Source organism: Streptomyces sp. NPDC092952 (genome assembly GCF_044754785.1).
Classification (GTDB): Bacteria; Actinomycetota; Actinomycetes; order Streptomycetales; family Streptomycetaceae; genus Streptomyces.
Genome location: NZ_JBIVPT010000002.1, coordinates 634612 through 657620 on the forward strand (window position 1 = coordinate 634612; position 23009 = coordinate 657620).

The 23009-nt window shown below is 72.8% G+C and carries 10 protein-coding genes; 8 read left to right on the forward strand and 2 right to left on the reverse strand.

The features are described 5' to 3' along the window. Positions 1-225 precede the first annotated feature (225 nt). The 5 genes from ACIQGQ_RS06730 to ACIQGQ_RS06750 all read left to right on the forward strand — a co-directional run bounded on the left by ACIQGQ_RS06730 (position 226) and on the right by ACIQGQ_RS06750 (position 18230). On the forward strand, positions 226-5394 hold the full coding sequence (locus ACIQGQ_RS06730) for an acyltransferase domain-containing protein (protein WP_402391536.1): 5169 nt from the start codon (positions 226-228) through the stop codon (positions 5392-5394). After that, positions 5391-8630 (forward strand): type I polyketide synthase, encoded by a 3240-nt coding sequence (locus ACIQGQ_RS06735; protein ID WP_402391539.1) that lies wholly within the window; start codon positions 5391-5393, stop codon positions 8628-8630. The genes ACIQGQ_RS06730 and ACIQGQ_RS06735 overlap by 4 nt, the downstream gene beginning before the upstream one ends. Further along, complete coding sequence (locus tag ACIQGQ_RS06740; protein WP_402391542.1) at positions 8627-16627, forward strand: amino acid adenylation domain-containing protein; 8001 nt, start codon at positions 8627-8629, stop codon at positions 16625-16627. The genes ACIQGQ_RS06735 and ACIQGQ_RS06740 overlap by 4 nt, the downstream gene beginning before the upstream one ends. A 48-nt stretch (positions 16628-16675) precedes the next feature. Further along, positions 16676-17227, forward strand: coding sequence for a carboxymuconolactone decarboxylase family protein (locus ACIQGQ_RS06745; protein ID WP_366296973.1), 552 nt, complete (start codon positions 16676-16678; stop codon positions 17225-17227). An 88-nt stretch (positions 17228-17315) separates the two neighbouring features. Then, positions 17316-18230: a hypothetical protein gene (locus tag ACIQGQ_RS06750; RefSeq protein WP_402391545.1), complete on the forward strand. Its 915-nt coding sequence runs from the start codon at positions 17316-17318 to the stop codon at positions 18228-18230. Between the two features lie 198 nt (positions 18231-18428). Here the strand turns inward: ACIQGQ_RS06750 and ACIQGQ_RS06755 are convergent, their stop codons facing one another. Beyond that, the gene (locus ACIQGQ_RS06755) at positions 18429-18890 is read right to left on the reverse strand and encodes a MarR family winged helix-turn-helix transcriptional regulator (RefSeq protein WP_402391548.1); all 462 of its coding nucleotides are present in this window, start codon (positions 18888-18890) and stop codon (positions 18429-18431) included. Positions 18891-19843: 953 nt separating this feature from the next. Here ACIQGQ_RS06755 and ACIQGQ_RS06760 point away from each other — a divergent pair. Continuing rightward, on the forward strand, positions 19844-20197 hold the full coding sequence (locus ACIQGQ_RS06760; protein ID WP_402391551.1) for a hypothetical protein: 354 nt from the start codon (positions 19844-19846) through the stop codon (positions 20195-20197). Positions 20198-20550: 353 nt separating this feature from the next. Here the strand turns inward: ACIQGQ_RS06760 and ACIQGQ_RS06765 are convergent, their stop codons facing one another. Next, positions 20551-21156, reverse strand: coding sequence for a TetR/AcrR family transcriptional regulator (locus ACIQGQ_RS06765; RefSeq protein WP_402391554.1), 606 nt, complete (start codon positions 21154-21156; stop codon positions 20551-20553). Positions 21157-21225: 69 nt separating this feature from the next. Here ACIQGQ_RS06765 and ACIQGQ_RS06770 point away from each other — a divergent pair, with 69 nt between their 5' ends. Next, the gene (locus ACIQGQ_RS06770; protein ID WP_402391557.1) at positions 21226-22119 is read left to right on the forward strand and encodes an NADP-dependent oxidoreductase; all 894 of its coding nucleotides are present in this window, start codon (positions 21226-21228) and stop codon (positions 22117-22119) included. Positions 22120-22382: 263 nt separating this feature from the next. Then, entirely contained in the window at positions 22383-22790 is a 408-nt protein-coding gene (locus tag ACIQGQ_RS06775; RefSeq protein ID WP_402391560.1) for an SDR family oxidoreductase, read from the forward strand. Positions 22791-23009: the final 219 nt, after the last annotated feature.

A 23009-nucleotide genomic window follows, 5' to 3' on the forward strand; every position in this document is an offset into this window, starting at 1 on the left:
CGAAAACTGCGCGCCAACTCCCCCTTAAATACCGGTTGGTACGAACATTTTTCTCTCCCGCGCGCCGACCCCTTTGATATCGTCAACCTCGTTGACGATCATTAGGGGATTCGGGGGGTTCTCCAGCATGTCTTCCGGGCTGCCGTACCGATGTACCGTCGATCCGCTTCCGGATCTACCCACGTCCGGCATCGAAACAATCCGGCCTCGCACCGGGCGGTGCGCATGACCGGCACTCCGGCCGAACGGGACACGGCGGCCGTCGCCGACTGGGTCGCCGCGTATCTCTGCGCCGAACTGTCTCTCACTGTCGAGCAGTTGGACCGGGACGCGACCTTCTTCTCACTCGGCCTCACCTCACAGGCCGCCGTGGCGATGGTCAGCCGTCTGGCGGTGCGCCTCGGCCGTGACGTCCCCGTCGCCACGCTGTGGGCCTCCCCGACGGTGAACGGGTTCGCCGCCGCGGTGGTCTCCTCGGAGGACGGCGCCGATGTGCCGGAGGGCCGGCCGACCGCCGGGGCGCGGCCGGGTGAGCCCCTGGCGATCGTGTCGATGGCGGCACGGCTTCCGGGCGCCGACTCCGTCGCGCAGCTGTGGGAGCTGGTCCTCGCCGGCAAGGACGCGATCGGCCCGCCCCCGGAGGGGCGGTTCCCGGACGCCCGGGAGACGATGCCGGACGCGGGCTACCTCAGCCAGCGGCTCGACGAGTTCGACCACCGGTTCTTCCACCTCTCGCCCCGTGAGGCCGCGGCGCTCGATCCGGTGCAGCGGCTCTTCCTGGAGGTGTGCTGGGAGGCCGTCGAGGCGTCGTCGCTGCCCCGGACGGGGCTGCGGGGCAGCGCGACCGGGGTGTACGTCGGAAGCATCTGGAACGAGCACGGCGCGGCGTCGCGGCCGGGGCGGCACACGATGCACACGGCGACCGGTTCGAGCCTGTCGATGGTCGCGAACCGGATCTCCTACCTGTACGACCTGCACGGGCCGTCGGTCACGCTGGACTCCGCCTGCTCGTCCTCCCTGGTGGCCGTGCACATGGCCGCCCAGGCACTGCGGCTGGGCGAGATCGACGCCGCCGTCGTCGGCGGTGTCAACCTCCTCCAGTCGGCGGCCACCATGGACGACCTCACCGCCTTCGGAGGACTGGCCCCCGACGGGCGCAGCAAGGCGTTCGGCGACCTGGCGGACGGCTTCGGCCGCGGCGAGGGTGCCGCGGCCCTGGTCCTCAAGCGCCTCTCCGACGCGGAGCGGGACGGCGACCACATCTGGTGCCTGCTCCGTGGGACGGCGGTCAACAACGACGGGCACACCAACGGGCTGACCGCGCCCAGTCCCGTCGCGCAGCAGGCCGTCATCAGGGACGCGCACGCCCGGGGCGGGACCGACCCCGCCGAGGTCCGGTTCGTCGAGACGCACGGCACCGGGACCGCGCTGGGCGATCCGATCGAGGCGTCGGCGCTGGCCGCCGCGGTCCGGGGCGCCACCGCCCCGGTCAACCTCGGCACGCTCAAGGCCAACATCGGCCATCTCGAAGGCGCCGCGGGGGTGGCGGGGCTGGTCAAGGCCGCCCTGGTCATGCGTCACGGTGTCGTCCCGCCGTGCGTCCTCACCGGCGGGACCAACCCGCACATCGACCTGGACGCGCTCAACCTCGCCCTGCCCCTCGCGCCCGTGCGCCTGCCGTCCGACGAGCCCTTCCTCGGCGGGGTCAGCAGCTTCGGCTGGGGCGGGACCAACGCGCACGTCGTGGTCGGGCCGTACCTCCGCCCGGACGTACCGGCCCTGGAAGCCCCCGCCGAAGCGGCCGGTGAAGCGGCCGGAGCGGCCGACGGGACCGGCCGTGGACCGGCCTTCGTCTTCTCGCCGTTCGGCGGCCAGTGGGCGGGGATGGGCCGCGAACTCCTGCGGTCCGACCCGGAGTTCCGGGCCGCGGTCACCGCGTGCTCGCTCGGCGCGGAGCCGGTGCTCGGCCTCTCGCTCCTGGAGCTCATCGCCTCCGGCGCCGACCTCGAACCGTACGGCGTGGCCGTGGCGCAGCCCGCGGTCTACGCGGTCCAGGTCGGCCTGGCCCGGAGCCTGGCGGCCCGCGGCATCAGGCCCGCCGTGGTCGTCGGCCATTCGCTCGGCGAGATCGCCGGGGCGGTCGTGGTCGACGCGCTCACCGCGTACGAGGGCGGCCGGATCGTGGCCCACTACGCGGCGGCGCAGCAGCGGCTGACCGGCCGCGGCGGCGGTATGGCCGTGGTGGCGCTCTCGCGCGAGGAGCTGGCCCCGTACCTCGCGACCCGGCCGGGGATCGCGGTCGCCGGGATCAGCTCGGCGCGTTCGACCAACCTGTCGGGCCGGATCCACGAGTTGGACGAGCTCGTCTCGGTCCTCTCCGAGGAGGGCCACCGGGCCAGCCGGATCAACGTGGGGCTCGCCGCGCACGGCCCGGACATCGACGAGGTCCGCGACGACCTGGTCGAGGCGCTCGGGGAGATCGACCAGTACCCGCCCGCGCTCCCGATGGTGTCGGCGCTGGACGGCCGGATCATGGCGGCCGGCGGCTTCACCGCCGGGTACTTCGCGAAGGCCCTGCGCGAACCGGTGGACTTCGCCGCCGCGCTGGCGCACCCGTTGCTGAGCGCCCCGGACGCCCTGGTCGAGATCAACGCCCATCCCATCCTGGGCAGCGCCCTGCGCGAGACGTACGGCGAACGGGTGCCGGTCGTTCCGGCGTACTCGCGCTCCGGTCATGGCCTTGAGGGTGTCGCCGCCGTGTGCGCGGGGGTCGTACCGCCGTCCAGGGAGGCGCTGCTGACCCTGAGCGCGCACACCCCCGCGGCGCTGGCGCAGCGTTGCCGGGAGGTCGCGCGGTGGTGGCCGGCGGACGGCACGCCCGCCGCCGTCGCCCCCGTGCTGGAGGGCCTGGCGACCCTTCCGTACCGGGCGAGCTTCGTCGCGGACGACCGCGACGGGACGGTGGCCCGGCTGGCCGAGCACGCGGAGGCCCTCGACGGCCCGGGTGCGTCGGCCGCCGCCGGTACGGCCCCCCGTGTCGTCTTCGTCTTCCCGGGCCAGGGCGGGCAGTGGCTGGGCATGGGCCGCGATCTGTACGCCCGCGACGCGGTGTTCGCCCGGGAGCTGCGGCGGTGCGACGCGGCGGTGCGCGAGGCGTGCGGCGCGCGGATCCTGCCGCTGCTGCTCGACGGCGACGACGACGAGGCGTTCACCAACGTCGCGACGGCCCAGCCGCTGCTGTTCGCCGTGCAGGTGGCGCTGGCCCGGACGTTGGCGCACTACGGTGTCGCCCCGCACGCGGTGGTCGGCCACAGCATGGGCGAGGCGGCGGCCGCGCACATCGCCGGTGCCCTGTCGCTGCACGACGCGTCAGCGGTCATCGGCCGCCGGTCCCGGCTGATGGACGGCCTCAGCGGGACGGGGGCGATGCTGGCCACCGAGCTGACGCTCGCCGAGGCCGAGGCCGTCTGCGCCGGCACGCCCTCCATATCGGTGGCCGTCAGCAACTCGGCCCGTTCGACCGTGCTGTCCGGGGCCGCCGCCGACATCGAGCGCACGGCGGGCGAACTCACCGGACGGGGGGTCTTCAACCGGCCCGTCCGGGTCCAGGTCGCCTCGCACAGCCCGCAGATGGACGCGATCCTCCCCGCGCTGGTCGAGGCCGTCGCGGACGTCTCCCCGGTCTCCTCGGCGCTGCCGCTGTACTCGACCGTCCTGGGCCGGGTGGCCGACGGGGCGGAGATGGACGCCGGCTACTGGGCCCGGAACCTCCGCGACCCCGTGCTGTTCGCGGACGCCGTGGGCCTGTTGCTGGACGACGGGTTCTCCTGCTTCGTCGAGATCAGCCCGCACGCGGTGCTCAGCCCGGCCGTCGAGGAGACGGGCGCGGGCCGGGACCCGCTCGTCGTCCCGGTGCTCCGCAAGGAGCAGCCGGAGTGGCCGACGCTGCTGGCCGCGCTCGGCCGGCTCCACGACGCCGGTGTTCCGGTCGACCGGGCCGCGCTGAACCCTGCGGGCCGTCCCGCGCCGCTGCCCCTGCCGTATCCGTGGCAGCGGGTCGCCTCGCCGGTCCTGACCGGCACCGTCGGCCGTGGGAGCGGCGATCCGCTCGGGGTCCGTACGCAGGTTCCGCACGATCCCGCGCTGTCCGTGTACGCCGGCCGGCTGAGCCCGTCGACGTGGTCGCTGGAGGACCATGTCGTCGGCGGCCGGGCCATGGTGCCCGCCGCCGCCTTCGCGGCCGCCGCGCTCCAGGTCGCCGGTCCCGGGCCGGCGGACGGTCCGGTGTCCGTGCGCGACCTCGTGCTGACGGCGTCCCTGGAGGTGCCCGGCGAGGACACGGCGCTCCAGACCACCGTACGGACCGACGGCGGGACGTCCCGGGTCGAGTTCTTCGGCAGGGAGGGAGAGGCGTGGGTGCGCGTCGGGACCGCCGCGGTCGAACGGGCCGTCACCGGCGCTCCGCTCCCCGGACGGCCCGCCGGTGACGGGTCCCCGGCCGACGAGCTGTACGCGGGGTTCGGCGCGCGGGGGCTGGACTTCGGCCCGCAGTACCGTCGGATTCGCCGCCTGGACGCCGGGGAGGACGGCGCGAGCGCCGGGATCGAGTGGAACCCGCGCCACGCCGACGCCCGGCTCCCGGTCGACCCCCGGCTGCTGGACGCGGCCCTCCAGGTCGCCGCCGCGCCCCTGCTGGCCGGTCCGGGTGCCGTGGGGGCCGACCGGTCCCTGCTCACCGCGGTGGTCCGCGAGGTGTCCGTGCTGTCCGAGGTGGGTGCCGATCCGCGGGCGGTGGCGACCGTCACGACCGGTCCGGGCCCGGACACCCGTCTCGCGGACGTCGACCTGATCAGCGGCGACCGGGTGGCCGTGCGTATCCGGGGGGTCGAGATCCGTCTGGTCCCGGTCGCGCCGTCCGGCACGGCCGACGGGGCCGCGCCGGCGCTGCGGGACGAGCTGTCGGCGCTGTCGCCGGCGGAGCGGCTGGCGCGGACGGCCCGGGTGGTGCAGGAGGCCGTCGGCGAGATCGCGGGCCTCACGACCGCCGAGGTGGACCCGGCCGAGCCGTTCCACAGCCTCGGACTCAACTCGATCATGGGGCTGGAGCTCCGCAACCGCCTGGAGCGCCTGCTCGGGACGGTCCTGTCCTCGACCGTGGTGTGGAACTACCCCACCGTCGACGCCCTCGCCGCCGAGCTCACCGCCCGGCTGGAGGAGGCCGGAGCGGACCGTACGGCACACCGGCCGGGCACCGCCGAGCAGCCGCGCACCACCGAACGGCCGGTTGCCGCGGGCCGGGAGCCCGCGGCCGGGGAACCGTCCCCGGACGGGAACGATCTCGACGCCCTCCGCCGCGAACTGGCGGAACTGGAAGAACTCATGGGGGAGATATGACGGAGCAGGGCGAGTCCGACATAGCACTGAGCACCGCCCTGACGGCCGTCAGGGGCCTCCGGGCCCGGGTCGAGGAACTGACGCGGGCACGGCGGGAACCCATCGCGATCGTCGGCCTCGGCGTACGGCTGCCCGGTGGCATCACCACGCCCGGCGCCCTGCACGAGTCGCTGGCCGACGGGGTCGACGCGATCCGCGAGATCGGGTCGGACCGCTGGGACCACGGCGCCTTCTACGACCCCGATCCCGAGGCGGTCGGGCGCACCCACATGCGGCATGCCGGGCTCATCGACGACGTGGACACCTTCGACGCGGCGTTCTTCGGGATCGCGCCGCGCGAGGCCGCCCATGTCGATCCCCAGCAGCGCCTTCTTCTGGAGGTCGCCTGGGAGGCCTTCGAGGACGCCGGGATGCCCGCGGGCCGGCTGGCCGGTTCGGGGACCGGTGTCTACGTCGGCGCCAACTCCACCGACTACCTCACCATGCAGCTGGCCCGGCCGGAGACCGTCGACCTGTACACCGTCGTCGGCGGCACCAACTGCATCATCGCCAACCGGCTGAGCTACCAGCTCGACCTGCGCGGCCCCAGCCTCTCCGTCGACACGGCCTGTTCGTCCTCCCTCGTCGCGGTGCACCTGGCCGTCCAGGCGCTGCGCTCCGGCGAGTGCGACTCGGCGGTCGCGGCCGGGGTGAACCTCCTGTTGTCCCCGGCCAGTACGGTCGCCCACTCCAAGGGGCTGCCGCTCTCCCCGGACGGGCGGTGCAAGACCTTCGACGCCGCCGCCGACGGCTATGTGCGCGGCGAGGGCGTGGTCGCCGTCGTCCTGAAGCGGCTCTCCGACGCGATCGGCGACCGCGACCGCGTCTACGCGACCATCCGCGGCTCGGCGGTCAACCAGGACGGCCGGACCAACGGGCTCACCGCGCCCAGCGGGCGCGCCCAGCGGGAGTGCATCACGTCCGCGCTGAGGAACGCCGGGGCCGAGCCCTCGCAGGTGAGCCTCGTGGAGGCGCACGGCACGGGCACCAGCCTCGGTGACCCGATCGAGGTCGAGGCCCTCGCCCAGGTCTACGGCACGGCCTCCGGCCCGGCCTGCCACCTGGGGTCCCTGAAGACCAACATGGGCCATCTGGAGGCCGCCGCGGGGATCGCGGGGCTGGTGAAGGCGGCCCTGTCCGTGCACCACCGGACCGTCTACCCGTCGCTGCACCTGAAGAAGGTCAACCCGCACCTCCAACTGGACGGCGTACGGCTGGTGCTGCCGCGCGACCGGGCCCGCGCCTGGGAGGCGGAGGACGGGCAGCGGCTCGCGGCCGTCTCCGCGTTCGGCGCGGGCGGGACCAACGCGCACGTGATCCTGGGGCCGGTGGACGGGCGTCTTCCGGACGCCGGGTCCGAAGCCGGGGCCGACGAGGGGTCCGGCGCCGCGCCGCTGACCCTGCGGATCTCGGCCGCCGCACCGACCGCCCTGGCCCGGCTCGCGGGCCGGTACGCCGACCTGCTGGAGGGCGCCGACCCGGCGTACGTCCGGGACGTCGTCCGGGCGGCCGACCACCGCAGGACCGTGCTGACCAGCCGGCTGTCGGTCTCCGGTGCCTCACCGGCGGAGCTCGTCGCGCTGCTGCGCGAGGCGGCCGCGGGCGGGCCCGGTCCGGCCGGGGTGACCGGACCGGCCAGGGCGACGGGCCGTACGGTCTTCGTCTTCCCGGGCCAGGGGCCGCACTGGATCGGCATGACGGCCCGGCTCCAGGCCACCGACCCCGCGTTCGCCGCGGCCACCCGCGAGGTGGACCGGGCCATGCGTCCGGTGCTGGGCCGCAGTGTGCTCGAACTGATCGCCGAGGGCGACCGGGGGCGGCTCCCCACCGAGTTCGTCCAGCCGGCGCTGTTCACGGTCGCCGTCGGACTGGCCGCGATGTGGCGCGCGGCCGGGGTGGTCCCGGACGCGGTCATCGGGCACAGCATGGGCGAGGTCGCTGCGGCGTACGTCGCCGGTGCCCTGCCGCTGCCGGACGCCGTGCGGGTGATCTGCGAGCGCTCGCGGCTGCTGGCCCGCATCGCCGGGCAGGGCCGCATGCTCGTCGTGGGCGTCGGCCACGAGCGGGCCCGGCAGCTGTGCGAGGGGTACGACGACATCTGCGTGGCAGTGATCAACTCGCCGCACTCCACGGTGCTGTCCGGGGCGGGCGCGTCGTTGGAGCGGGTCGCCGCCGGGCTCGCGGCCGAGAACGTGTTCAGCAAGTTCGTCGCCGTGGACGTCGCCTCGCACAGCCCCCAGATCGACGGGCTGCGGACGGGGCTGCTGGAAGCGCTCGACGGAATCCGGTCCTCGGCCCCGCGGGTGACGATGGTGTCCACGGTGACGGGCGCGCCCCTCACCTCGGCCCCCGCGCCGGACTACTGGTACGCCAACATGCGCGAGACCGTCCGCTTCACCCAGGGGGTCGAGGCGCTGCTCGCCGACGGCCACGACACCTTCATCGAGATGTCGCCCCATCCGACGCTCGTCGACGCGCTCGACGGGCTGTGCGCGGAGGCCGACGGTCCGGCCGCGGCCACCTGGACGCTCCACCGCGACCTCGCCGACGACATCGCCGTACAGCGGAACTTCGGGTTCATGTACACCCACCGGCGACGCGGCCCCTGGCCGCACCGGGGCGACGGCCCGGCGGACCCGGCGGTGCCCATGGTGTCGCTGCCGTCGTACCCCTTCGCCCGGACGCGCTCCTGGTTCACCGAGGACCGGTGGAGCAACCCCTGGGCGGCCGGTCCGGCACCCGCCACCACCGCCCCCGCCACCACCGTCGAGGCCCCGGCGCCGACGGCCACCGGGTGGACCCGGCGGGAGGCGGCCTCGGCCGTCGTCGCCGCCGTCGCGGGCACGTTGGGACTGGATCCGGACCAACTCGACCTGGACGCGGGCTTCTTCGCCCTCGGCATGGACTCCATGCTCGCCACCCGGGTCAAGAACGACCTGGCCCGGACCTTCGGACTCCCCCTGCCCACCCGGGTGATGTTCGAGTACCCGACGACGTCGGAGCTGGCCGCGTTCCTCGTGGACTCCGTCTGCCCGGAAGAACCGTCCGGCGAGGCCCCCGGCACCGCGCCGGGGAGGCCCGGCGCGGTCGAGCCGCCGCCCTCGGCACCGGCCGCGCTCGCCGACGACGAACTCATCAACGCGCTCGAAGCCGAGATCGAGCGGTCGTACCAGCCGACGCCCGGGGGACACGCATGACCACCCAGATACCCGAACACGCGCGTGAGCTGCTGAGCTCGGCGCTGGACCGCATCAAGTCCCTGACCAGCGAACGGGACGCGCTGCGGGCCGAGACCACCGAACCGATCGCCGTCGTCGGCATGGGCGCGCGGATGCCCGGCGGGGCCGACGACACGGCCGCGCTGTGGGAGCTGCTGGCCGAGGGCCGGAACGCGGTGGCACCGTACCCGCCCGCCCGGCTGGACGACGTGCCCGGCGGGTTCCCGGAAGGGGTGCCCTCGGGCGGATTCCTGGAGTCGGTCGACAGCTTCGACGCCGGGTTCTTCGGGATCTCCCCGCGCGAGGCGCGCTACATCGACCCGCAGCAGCGGCTGCTGCTGGAGGTCGCCTGGGAGGCGCTGGAGAACGCCGGTGCCAGGCCCGCCTCCCTGAAGGGCGACAAGGTCGGCGTCTACGTCGGTGTGACCAACAACGACTACATGCAGTCGCTGCTCACCCATGTGGCGCCCGAGGAGCTGGAGGCGTACGCGCTCACCGGCAACGCGTCGACGTTCGCGGCCGGCCGGATCGCCTACTGGCTCGGGGTCCACGGCCCCAGCCTGTCCGTGGACACCGCGTGCTCCTCGTCGCTGGTCGCCGTCCACCTCGCCGTGCAGGCGCTGCGGAGCCGGGACGCCGACATGGCGCTGGCCGGCGGCGTCAACGTGCTGCTCTCACCGGAGTGGTACACCGTGCTCGGCAAGGCGAACATGCTCTCCCCCGACGCCCGGTGCAAGACCTTCGACGCCGCCGCCAACGGCTACGTGCGGTCCGAGGGGTGCGGTGTCGTCGTCCTCAAGCGGCTGTCGGACGCGCGGGTCGACGGGGACCGGATCCTCGGGGTCGTCCGCGGCAGCGCGGTGGGCCAGGATGGCCGGGCCAGCGGCATCACCGTGCCCAACGCCAAGGCGCAGCGAGACGTCATACGCACCGCCCTGTCCGCGGCCGGGCTGGCCGCGGAGGACATCGACTACGTCGAGGCGCACGGCACCGGCACGGCGCTCGGCGACCCGATCGAGGCGGGTGCGCTGGCGGACGTGCTGTGCCCGCAGACCCGTACCACTCCCCTGATCGTGGGGTCGGTGAAGACCAACCTCGGCCACCTCGAACCGGCGGCCGGCGTCACCGGTCTCATCAAGGTCCTGCTCAGCCTGGACCACGGCCTGATCCCGCCCCATCCCGGGCTGTCGCAGGTCAACCCCGAGATCGACCTGGACCGGCTCAAGCTCGCCGTGCCGGTCGAGGGCCGGCCCTGGCCCGCGGGGGAACGGGTCCGGCGCGCGGGCATCAGCTCGTTCGGCGCCAGCGGCACGAACGCGCACATCATCGTCGAGGAGGCCCCGGCCCGGGAGGCCGACGACGCCCCGCGGGACGCCCCCGGCACCTGCGTGCTGCCGCTGTCGGCCCGTACCGCGGACGGTGTCCTCGAACTGGGCCGCAAGTACCTGGCGCGGCTCGGCGAGGACGACGGGACCGCGGCGGCCGGCACGGCGCTGGCGGACCTGGCCTACACGGCCGGCGCGGCCCGGGACCACTGGCCCGTCCGGTACGCCGCCGTCGCCGGGACGGCGCCGGAGATGCGCGCCGAGCTGCGGCGGCTGGTCGACGGGGAGTGCGGGCCGCTCGGCGCGGTGTCCCGGTCGCGCGGCCGGACCGCGTTCCTGTTCACCGGGCAGGGCTCGCAGTACCCCCGCATGGGGGCCGGTCTCTTCGCGTCCTCGCCCGTCTTCCGCAGCAGCCTCCAGCACTGCGCCGACCTGGTCGACGGGCTGCTGGACCGTCCGCTGCTGGACGTCATGTTCGCCGCCGACGACCCCGCGGTCCACGACACCCGCTACACCCAGCCGGCGCTGGTGGCGCTGGAGTGGTCGCTGGCGCGGATGTGGCGCTCGCTGGGCATCGAGCCCGATGTCGTCGTCGGGCACAGCGTGGGTGAGATCGCCGCGGCCGCGGTCGCCGGAATCCTGGACATCGGGGACGCGCTCGCCGTGGCGGCCGCCCGTGGCCGGCTGATGGCGGAGCTGACCGGGCCGGGTGCGATGGCGGCGGTCTTCGCGCCCGTGGCGGCCGTACGCGAGCTGATCGAGGACCCGGACCGCATCGGGGTGGCCGCCGTCAACGGGCCGGAGCACGTGGTGGTCTCGGGCCACCCCGAGGACGTGCGCGGCGTACTGGACCGGGCCGCCGCGCGCGGTCTGCGCGGCAAGTCGCTGCCGAGCGGCCGGGCCTTCCACTCGCCGCTGATGCGGCCGATGCTCGACGCCTTCGAGCGCGAGCTGTCCGCCCTCGCCTTCGCCGCCCCCGCCGTTCCGCTGGTGTCGACGCTGACGGCGCGGCAGGTGGGCCCCGGGGAGTGGAACGCGGCCTATCTGCGGGAGCACGCGCTCCAGCAGGTCGACTTCCACGGTGCGATGACGACGCTCATGGAGAGCGGGGTCGACCACGTCCTGGAGCTGGGACCGGCCCCGACGCTCGTCGCGGCGGCCCGCAGGTTCGTCCCGGAGGAGCGGCGCGCGGGGCTGTGGGGCGCGTCCCTGCGGCCGGGCCGCGCCGACCACGAGACCGTCGCCACCGCGGTGGCCGAGGCGTACACCGCCGGTCTGGACATCGACTGGCTCCAGCTGTGGTCCGGCCGGTCCGCCGCGCCGGCCGACGCCCCGACGTACCCGTTCCAGCGGTCGCGGCACTGGTACGTGCCGAGCCGCGCGGTCGGCGGCGGGGCGGCCCGGCGGGAGCCCGCCGCCCTTCTGCCGGGCGGCTCCGGCTCCCTGCTCGGGACGCGTGTGCCGGCCCCCGGTTCCGGCGCGGCCTTCCTGACGACGCTGGACAGCGCCGACGACCCCGCCCTCGCCGACTGCGTGATCGGCGGCGAGCCCATCGTCAACGTGGGCTTCTTCCTGGAGGCCGCCGTGCAGGCGGCCCGCGCGGCCGGCCGGCGGGACACCGTCCGGCTGGAGAACGTCACGGTGCTGCGGCGCCTGGGGTACGACAGGGAGCACCGCCCCACGGTCGCGCTCACCCTGGAGCCCGCGCCGGACGGGACGCTGGGCTTCGCCTACCGGTCCGACCCGGGCGACCCGGCCCTGGCCTGGCACCTGCACTGCCGTGGCCGCGTCTCCGGTGACGGGGCGGCCCCGGCGGCCCCCGCCGGTCCGGCCGCGGACCTTCCGCACCGGATGACCGGCGGCGAGTTCTACCGGCAGATGTGGTCCCGCGGCCTGTACCTGGGCGACGGCGCCAAGTGGCTGGAGGAGGTCGCCTTCGACCGCGACCGCGCCTGGGCCCGGATCCGGCCCGCCACCCCGGAGGAGGCCGGCCGGTACGTGGTGCCGCCCGGTCTGACCGACGCGATGTTCCAGGCGCTGTTCGCGCCCCTGACCGCCCGTGGCGCGTCGGACACCGCCTTCATGGTGGTGGGGATCGACGCGTTCGCCGTGCGCCCCGGGCTGCCGTCCGGTCCGCTCCAGGTGCGGTTGCGGCTGCGCGAGGGCGCGGCCGACGCGCGCACCCTCGTGGCCGATGTGTTCCTGCTCGACGAGGCCGGTGCCTGCTGGGTGTCGGTGTCGGGCGTGACGCTCGCCCAGGCCCCGTCCCACGGGCGCACCGGGGCCGAGGCGGACGGCGGGGCCGTGGACGCGCAGGCGTGGCAGCCGGTGACGGCCCCCGAGCCGTCCGGACGTCCCGCCGTGCGGGAGGAGGCGCTGGACCCGCTGACGGTGGTGACCAGGGCGTGCGCCCGGTCGCTGCGCACCGACCCGGACAGCATCCCCCGGGACGAGCCGTTGCAGAACCTCGGCCTGGACTCGCTGATGGCCCTGGAGATCAAGGACGCCGTCGCCGCCCTCGGCGACGTGTCGATCCCGCTCGCCGTGTTCCTGGACGGGGCGAGCCTCGCCGAGCTGGCCGCCTACGTCGAGGAGCACTCCCCCACCGCCGTCCACCGGCCGGTGCCGGTGCCCCGGACCGGCGGAACGGACCCGGCCGGTGCGCCCGGCCGTGAACTGGCCGTCGATCCCGCCGCCCGGTACGAGCCGTTCGAGCTGACCGACCTTCAGCAGGCCTACCTGGTCGGCCGGTCGGAGGGGATCGAGCTCGGCGGCGTCTCGACCTTCTTCTTCATCGAGACCGATCTGCGCGGGCTGGACGTCGCCCGGTTCGAGGCGGCCGTCGACGCGGCCGTGGCCCGGCACGACATGCTGCGTGCGGTGATGACCGACGACGGCCGGCAGCGGGTCCTCCCGGAGACGGAGGTCGGGCACTACCGCGTCGACCGCCTGGACCTCGCCTCGGTACCGGAGCAGCGGCTGGCGGAGGAACTGGCCGAACGGTCGGGGACGTTGTCCACGCAGGTCTTCGACCCGACCGTGTGGCCCCTGTTCCACCTGGCCGTAACGGAGCTGCCCGGCGGGGTGAGCCGCCTCCACGTCGGCATCGACGCCCTCATCATCGACGCCTGGAGCACGGCGCTCTTCTTCGCCGAGCTGGCGCAGTCGTACCACGGGCAGGACCTCGCCCCGCTCGAACTGACCTTCCGGGACTACGTCGGGCACATCCGGGCCCTGGAGTCCGAGCCGGCGTACGCCGAGGCGCGGGCGTACTGGACGGACCGGATCGCCGCCCTGCCCCCGGCGCCGGAACTGCCGCTGACCGCCGACCCGGCCACGATCGGACGGCCGGAGTTCGCCCATCTGAGCGGGACGATCCCGCCGGAGCGCTGGGAGCGGTTCAAGGCCCACGCGAGCGCCGCGGGGGTCACCCCCTCGGCGGCCGTCGCCGCCGCGTACGCCGAGACCATCGCCCGCTGGTCGGCGAACCCGCACTTCACGCTGACGCTGCTGTTCTTCAACCGCAGGCCGGTCCACCCCGAGGTGCGTTCGGTGCTGGGCAACTTCTCCACCACCACGCTGCTGGAGGTGGACACCCGGGGCCCGGCCGACTTCGCGGCCCGCAGCAAGCAGTTGCAGGGCCAGCTCTGGCGCGACCTGGAGCACAGCGCGTTCAGCGGGGTGCAGGTCCTGCGCGAGCTGTCCACGCTGCACGGTTCCGCCAAGGCCGGCCGCGCGCCCGTGGTCTACGCCAGCACGCTCAACTTCTCCTCGGACGAGGGCCACGCGTCCAGTGCGCTGACCGACCACCTGATCGCGCTGACCGGCGACGGCCACGAGGTGTCCTCGTTCATCCGGACGCCCCAGGTGTGGCTGGACCACCAGGTGATCGAGGACGCCAGCGGGCTGCGCCTGAACTGGGACTACGTACGCCAGCTGCTCCCCGAGCCCATGGTCGCGTCCATGTTCGCGAGCTACCGCGGCCTCATCGAGCGGCTCTGCGACGACGAGCGGGCGTGGAGCAGCGCGCCGGAGATCGAGCTGGGCGAGCAGGAGCTCGCACCGCGCCGGCAGGCCAACGCCACCGCCGGGGAGCGCCCCACCGGGCTGCTCCACCACGGCTTCGAGCGGGCCGCCGCGCGATGTCCGGACGCGGTCGCCGTGGTGTGCGGCGAGGAGTCGCTCGACTACGCCGGTCTCGACCGGCGCGCCCACGAGCTGGCGCGCCGTGTCGCGGCCCGTACCGGTCCCGGCTCCGAGGAGCTGGTGGCGGTCATGCTGCCCAAGGGGATCGACCAGGTCGTGGCCGTCCTCGCGGTGCTGAAGGCCGGCAAGGCGTACGTGCCCGTCGCCGCGGACCTGCCGCCCGAGCGGGCCCGCCGGACGCTGGAGCTGTCGGGCGCGGTGCTGACCGTGGCGGACCCCGGGGTCCGCGCGGCGCACCCGTGGCTCGACGCGGTCCCGGTGCTGGACGTCACGGAGGCGGCCCCGGACGGTGCGGCCACCGGTGAACTCGCCATGGTGGCGGCCGAACCGGACGACATCGCCTACGTCATCTTCACCTCCGGCTCCACCGGGCAGCCCAAGGGCGTGGTGATCGAGCACCGCGCCGCCCTGGGAACGCTCCAGGACGTCGGCGAGCGGTACGGGATCGGGCCCTCGGACCGGGCGCTGGGGCTCTCGGCGCTCAACTTCGACCTGTCGGTCTTCGACGTCTTCGGCATCCTGGCGGCGGGCGGCACGCTGGTGCTGCCCGCACCGGATCAGCAGCGCGACCCGCAGGCGTGGGCGGAGCTGGTGCGCGAGCACGGCATCACGGTGTGGAACTCGGTGCCCGCCCTGCTCCAGATGCTGGTCGACCACCTGGAGGGTCAGGACGCCACGGTCGGGTCCCTGCGCACGATCATGCTCAGCGGTGACTGGATACCCACCCGGCTGCCCGACCGGGCGCGCCGGTGCGCGCCCGGCGCACGGGTCAACTCGCTGGGCGGTGCCACCGAGGCCAGCATCTGGTCGATCGCGTACCCGGTCGACGCCGTGGACCCGTCGTGGTCGTCGATCCCGTACGGGAAGCCGCTGCGCAACCAGTCCTTCCTGGTGCTGGACGAGCAGTTGCGGCACCGGCCCACCTGGGTTCCGGGAGATCTGTACATCGCCGGTGACGGTCTGGCCCGCGGCTATCTGGCCGATCCCGACCGGACCGCGGCGAGCTTCGTGGACACCCCGCACGGGCGGCTCTACCGCACCGGGGACCTGAGCCGGTACCTGCCCGACGGCAACCTGGAGTTCCTCGGCCGCCAGGACGGCCAGGTCAAGATCCAGGGGTACCGGATCGAGCTGGGCGAGATCGAGAGCGCGCTGGGCGCGATGCCCGGCGTCCGCGCGGCGGTCGCCGCGGCGGTCGGCGGTTCCATGGAGTCCAGGGCCCTGGTGGCCGCCGTCGTCCCGGAGACCCCGGGGGCGGATCTCGACGCGCTCACCGCGGCGTTGCGCGCGCAGCTGCCCGCGTACATGGTTCCCGGCCGGCTGGTGGAGCTGGACGCCGTGCCGATCACCGCCAACGGCAAGGTGGACCGCCGTGCCCTGGAGGAGGTCTGCCGGGCGTCGGCGCCCCGGGCCTCGGCCGAGCCGCCGCGGGACGGGACCGAGCGGGCCGTGGCAGAGCTGTGGGCCCAGCTCCTTCCGAACGCCCCCGCAGGCCGGGACGACGACTTCTTCGCGCTCGGCGGGAACTCCCTGCTCGGCGTGCAGCTGATGTCCCGGATCAGGGCCGCCCTGGGAACGACGCTCCCGCTGTCGGTGCTGTTCACCCACTCCACGGTCGCGGCCATGGCCGGGGCGGTCCGCGACGGGCGGGCGCTGCGCACGACGCTGGTGCCGATCCGCTCCGAGGGGACCGGCCCCACCTCGTACTGGATCCACCCGGTGGGCGGTGACGTCGTCTGCTACCGCGGCCTGGCGCAGCTCCTCGGCATGCCGGTGACGGGTGTCCAGGTCCCCGACGGCCTGGCCTCCTCGTTCGGTCTCGACGAGCTCGCGGAGCTGTACGCCGACGCGATCGCCGACGACGCCACGGGTCCGGAGGTACGGATCGCCGGCTGGTCGATGGGCGGGGTCCTCGCGCTGGAGGTCGCCGAGCGGCTGGCGGAACGCGGCCTCGCCGTGGCACCGGTCGTCGCGCTCGACCTGATGGAGCATCCCGACGAGGACCACGGCGAGGTGTCCCACGCCGAGCTGCTGGCCTGGTTCGCCCGGGACGTCGCGCACATCGCCGGCGCCCCCGATCCGCTGGCCGGGCACGACCTGGCGGCGGACGAGGACCCGGCCGCCGTACTGGCCGAGCGGCTGCGCCTCGGCGGACTGCTGGGTCCGGACACCGACGACGAGACGATCGGTGCGCTACTGGCCCGCTTCACCGCCAACTCCCGTGCCCTGTCCGCCCATCGGCCCGGCACCTACCGTGTTCCCGCGGTACTGGTCCGCGCCGTCGACGGGGCGTCCCGGGACGTGACGTCGGCGTGGGCCGGCCGCCTCAAGGACCTGGTCGCCGTCCACACCCTCGACGGTGACCACTACTCCGTGCTCCAGCCCGACCGCGTCGAGAGGTTCGCCTCGGTGGTGCGCGCGAGCTGGGACACAGAAGACCACTGAGCGACAACCCCGTCGCTCGCCTCACACCCCTCAGAAAAGGAAGTCATCATGTCTTTCACCCGTCACGACGCCGCCTCGGCCCCCGAGCAGTCCCGCCCGATCGTCGAGAACACCGCCAAGGGCTTCGGGTTCCTGCCCGCGCCGGTGGCGCTCATGGCCGAGTCGCCGGAGCTGCTGGAAGCCTTCATGACCGGCAACGGGCTGTTCAACAAGACGAGCCTGAGCCAGCTGGAGCGTGAGGTCTTCATCCTCACGATGGCCACCAAGGTGGAGTGCCACTACTGCGTGGCCATGCACTCCTCCATGCTGACCCGGTCGAAGGCGGAGCCGGCCCTCATCGAGGCGCTGCGCGCCCGCAAGCCCCTGGACGACGCGAAGCTGGAGGCCATGCGCGTCTTCACCCTCGCCGTCATGGAGGGGCACGGGTACGTGGAGCCGGAGACGATGGAGGCGTTCCTCTCCGCCGGCTACACCCGCCGCAACGCGCTGGAGGTCGTCCTCGGCCTGGGCGTGTACACCATCTCGACGTACGCGAACCGTATGACCGAGGCCCCGCTCGACGAGCCCTTCAAGTCGTTCGAGTGGCACTCCGAGCACTGAGTCTGCGGGCACTGAGGCACTGAGGTGCGCGCGGCGTGACCCGCGCGCACCGACCACAGGTAGGAACCAAGGGGGGAGAAATCAACCGATGAAGATATCCGCAAGCCGTGTGCGCTGGTCGCTGGTGGGCCTCGCGTTCGGTGTCACCACGATGATCGGGCTCGCACCGGTGGTCTCGGCGATGAACGCCTCGGACACAGCGGTGGGAGCGACGGAAGACCTTCCGGCGCTCAAGCTGTTCAACCAGGTATCCCTGGGCGACGGTTTCGTCCAGACCCTGTACGCCACCGACGCCTCGAACCGTCCGAAGGTCCTGGCGGTCAAGATCGACGCGGCGGCCGTGAACACACTGCCGACGACGCCGACCCACGACGGCCAGACCTGTTTCGACAAAGACGGCGACGGCATCAACCTGGAGACGGACTGCGCGAGCGGCCACGAGCGGAACCTGTGGTTCCCCAAGATCCCGGGGCTTCCGTTCAAGTGGCTGATGTTCAACTGGCAGCGCAACGGCCACGGCCCGACCCACGTCTTCGACAAGCCGCACTTCGACTTCCACTTCTTCATCCAGGATTTCACGGAGCGGAACAAGATCCGGACCGGGCCGTGCAACCTCGTCATCAACTGCGACGACGAGGCCACCGCGATGAAGCCGGTACCGGCGCAGTTCATGCCCGCGGGCTGGGGCATGCCCGGCGCCGCCGGCCGCATGGGGAACCACATCGTGAACCCCAACGCGGCTCCGGCCAACGGTGATCCGTTCACCCAGGCGTTCGCCTACGGCGTCTACGACGGACACGTCACCTACTGGGAGCCGGTCGTCAACAAGGACTGGGTCGTCGCGACCAAGCCCGCCAAGACGTGCCAGCCGATCACCCAGGCGCCGGAGGTGGAGCTGTCCGGCTACTACCCGACCCAGATGTGCACCCGCTACAACTCCGCCGGTGATGTCACGTTCACCATGGAGAACTTCGTGCAGCGCACGGCCCCGAGCGGTTCCTGACCTCCGATGCATCCCCATCGGACCCCGGCCCGCGCGCCAGCACCCTGACGCCGGGCCCGTCGCACCGTGCCCGTGCGGCTCACCGACCGTGAGCCGCACGGGCACCACGCTTTCCCCACCACTTCCCGCGCGCCCGTCCACCGGCACTCCGACCCCGTACGCGGTCGCGGTCCCCGCGACGGCCGGGCCCCGCGACGGTCAGGACCCCAGCCAGCCCATGACACGTTCGATCCCGCCGGGCCGGGCGACCCGGGCCAATGTGTCCTCGACCAGGGTCATCTCGGGCCCGCCCACGGTCTCGGCCCACTCCTCGCGCAGCTCGTTGAGGATGTCGCCGGACAGCACGAGCGCCTCCATCCCGCGTTCCGTGAGGACGACGTCGACCTGACGCTGATCCCTGGCGCTCGGGGTCCGCCGGACATACCCCAGCTTCTCCAGCCCTCCGACCGTCTTGTGGGCAGCCTGCTTGGACACCCCCAGCCGCCGCCCGAGGTCGGAGATGCTCCCGCCCTGCCTGATCATTTGCATGGCGAAGCCATGGGCCGGCCTGAGATCGGGATGCCCGGCCTCGGCGAGGCGGACATGCAGCTCGTCGATCAGCGTGCGGAAAGCCTGGAGAAGAAGAAAGGGAAGCGCATTCCCGGGGCGGTGCGAAGGCATAAGGAGACCCGATATACGTGCGTTCACTTTATTTAAAGTAAAACTGTATCAGCTCCTGGAACCCCGATACGCAACCCCACCCGGAACGATCACAGAATCTTGCCCCCAGGCTTCCACCCGGCCGATCACTATCGAACTTGTATCCACTACGTAACATTTCGCCTCCGCCCGAACAAATGAACCGCTTCTCCTGCCGCTTCGCCTCCACCGGCCACCGGCCACCGACCACGCCCCCCTTCCGGGGCGGTCGGCGCCGCGCGAGGGGCGGCATCCCGGGCCGCCCCCGGATCCGGACATCACACAGACCGGGCGACGAAGCGCCCGGCCACGGGTCCGACCACATGGAGCAAAGTCGCGCGACGACCCGACGGACCGAATTTCCCGTTCCCTCAACCGGACTGCCGTGACTCGCCCGAACCCCCCGGGTGGCTGTTACCGGCGACGGCATGCGGGAAATCGTGAGATCTCACCCCCATAGGATGAGCACTCGCATGCCCGCTCCCCTCCGCCGAATGACGGGCAGAGCACGGCTCCCTAGCGGCGGTCCCCCCTGGAACCGCACTGCGGAGAAGAAGTTTTACGGAAGGCCGAACGGGGCCACTCGAGGGAATCCGCGACGAGTTCTTGAGGCAACAGGAAACTGGCGAGAAGTGCACGGCAGGTGGCGGATTCCGGGGATCGTCGCGACACGTGATCACTGACGTGCGGTGGCGAGCAGCGTATGCAGGCGCCGGACCGGGAAGCCCCGGCCGAGCGTTCCGAGGGGACCGTTGTCGAGCTCGGCGGCAGCAGCCTGCACCTCCTGGCGGCCGCACCCGGCCGGAGAGTCTCCGACTCGTCGACCGCGAGCGCACGTTGAAAACAGGTCAACCTCATACAGAGCGCTTTACGGGGTGCCCAGTTCGGGCAGTACTTGTCGGCACACACTGCGAAATACCGACCAAAGGGGCCCAATGGGAAAGATCATGCGATCGAGGCTGACGGTCACGCTGGCTGCTGCCGCCGTCGTCGGCCTTGCCCTTCCGGGAGTTGCCGGTGCGGCGGATGGCTCGACCCAGGTCAGGTCCAACACGGCCTGCAACGACGGCAAGGCGACAGCGGCGGAAAACGTGGCCATCCGCACCAGCGCCAGCCCCACCGCCGCTCTGGTGACCACCGCCCTGAAGGGGCAGACGTGGGCCTGTGCCTCAAGTGACGTCATCCTGGGCAGCCGGTATACCGCTTGCGGGACATCGAACGGCAACGGTTGGTTCCGCGTCTACAACGCCAACTACGAGGGCTATACCGCGTCGGCTTGTTGGGGGTGACGCCGCCCGCGTGACACCTCCCACCACCAAGAGGCGCATTCCGGCGGTCGCCACGTCACAGTGATCAACCGGCTTCCTTCAGGAGCCTCGCGAGGCGAGGCGCTCGGCCGGGGTGTCCCGGCCGAGCGTTTCGCGTGGTCGGCTGGTGAGAGGCACCGCAGGCCGTGGGGCCGACGGTGCTCCCTTCTTCTTGCCGGTCGCGTTCGTTCCGTGACAGCCAACGCCGGCCGGTTCGACGGATTCGCGACAACCACTGGGGCGCGGGGGCTTCCACGCGGGAAGGCCGGCCCGCCCACTGATCCGCTCCGCGGCTGGGGTTCGGCGAAACGGCGCGGGGCATGGTCGAGTCCCGACTACGGCCCGGCCGTGCCGGTGGAGTTTCCGGAGGGACGGGTGACGGCCCAGGCCGCCTCGATCATCTGAAAGATCTCGCCGACCGCGGCCTGCGGATCGGCCGCCTCACGGGCCAGCGAATAGGCGTCGATCACGAACCTCGCGATCGCCCGGCAGGCCGTTGGGGTCCCTGACAGGTCGGGATCGGCGGCGATGGCCGTTGCCAGCGACTCCGCGTGGCGCAGCCGCATCGACTCTTCGTACTCCCGCAGGGTGGGTGATGCGTCGATCATGCGCCAGATCGGGGCGGCGCCGTCCGCCGTGCAGTGCCGCACCAAGGCCTGGACCTCGCGGCGCAGCGCGGGGACGAGCGGCTCGTGCGGCGCCCGGTCGGTGACCGCCCGCGTGAGGCGCTGCTCGAAGTCTTCGTCCTGTTCGAAGACCAGGGCCTCTTTCGAGGCGAAGTGGGAGAAGAGCGTGGTGACGGCCACGTCGGCCTCGGCGGCCACGTCACGGATGCCCACCGCGTCGTACCCGTGCTCCAGGAAGAGCCGCAGGGCGGCGTCAGCGATCTTCTGGCGGGTCGCGGCCTTCTTGCGCTCACGGCGTCCGGTCGGCACGGTCATACCCTCACGCTATCAGGTGCAAATCCATAACGGATTCAAAACCCTAACGGTTAGTGCTAAGTTCGACGCATGAAGAAGGTGAGCTTCGCCGAGTTCGGCAGTCCGGACGTTCTGCACCTCATAGATGCCGAGGATCCCCACGCGGGCCCCGGCCAGATACGCATCGCCGTACGGGCGGCAGGCGTGAACCCCGTCGACTGGAGGCTCCGTGAGGGCCAGGTCCTGGGGGCCCATCCGATCGAGTTGCCTGCCGGAGTCGGGCTGGACGCCGCCGGGGTGGTGGACGAGGTCGGTGAAGGCGTCGAAGGGGTCGAAGTCGGTGACCGCGTGTTCGGCGAAGGCGCGAGCACGTATGCCGAGTTCGCCGTGCTGTCGGCCTGGGCCCGTATGCCCGAGGGCCTGACGTTCGAAGAGGCGGCCGGCTACCCCTCCGTGGTGGAGACCGCGCTACGCATCATCCGCGAGGTCGGTGTGCGGTCCGGGCAGACGCTGCTGGTCAGCGGCGCGTCCGGGGGAGTCGGATCAGCGGTGCTGCAGATCGCCCGCGACCGCGGCATCACGACGATCGGGACCGCTGGGGCAGCGAACCAGGACTACCTGCGCAGCCTGGGCGCCCTCGCCACGACATACGGCGAGGGCTGGGTCGAGCGGGTGCGGCGGCTCGGCCATGTCGACGCAGCCCTCGACCTGGCCGGCTCGGGCGTGATCCGCGAGCTCGTCGAACTGACCGGGGACCCGCAGAAGGTGGTCTCCATCGCCGATCTCGGTGCGCCGGAGCTCGGTGTCCGATTCTCCGGCGTGGCCGGGAGCGTGCCGGAAGCGCTCGCCGAAGCCGTCGGCCTCATCTCGCGGGGAAAGCTCCACATCCCGGTCGAGAAGTCGTACACACTCGCCGAGGCCGCGGCGGCGCACATCGACAGCCAGTCCGGTCACACACGCGGACGGCGGGTCCTGGTTGTCTGAGAACCAGCTGCGCGTCGTCCTCGAACAGAAATTGAGGACGCCGTTGGCCGGAATCCCGCTACTTGACCGTAAGACAGCGGGGCCGGCATCCGATCGGAAGGGCCAACTACCGGTCGACGTCACACCTGGGGCATCGGGACTGGCGCCTCGGACACGATCGCGAAGACCCCGGGGCGCCGACACGGTGGCGATCGAGGCGGACCTCGCCGATCCCGAGGCCCCCGGCGCGAGTCTTCGAACAGGTCCAGAGCCGTCTCGGCCACATGACCATCTTGGTGATGTGCCACCGCGAGTCGGTGGACTCCGGCATGCTCGACACGACCCTGGAGAGCTTCGACCGCCACTTCGCGGTCGACTCCCGCGCCTCCTGGCTGCTGATCCGTGAGTTCGGCCGACGCTTCCAGGGCACCCCAGGAACCGGACGGGTGATCGCCCTCGCCAGCGACCGCATCGTCGGCAATCTGCCCTACGGGGCGAGCAAGGGCGCACTCGACCGCATCACCCTGGCCGCTGCCCACGAACTCGCCCGCCTCGGGATCACTGCCAACGTGATCAACCCCGGTCCGGTCGACACCGGCTGGATGTCCGACGACATCCGCGACCACGTACTGCGCCAGTCCCCGCTGGGACGTCTGGGCAGCCCGCAGGACACCACCCGCCTGGTGGGCTGACCGACCTGGCCGTGCGGCCTCCTCACGCTCGACCAGGACGCCGTTCCTGAACCTGGCGCCGGACCGGACCAAGGCGACGCGGTGGGCGCCAGTGATCGCCCGCCAGGGATCCTGGGCGGACTCGACGAGCGGACATCACGGGACCATCGGGAAGGTGCGCCTTCTGCATCCCGCCCTGGAACTGATCCATAAGTCCTGAGCATTGCTCCCGACGGAGCT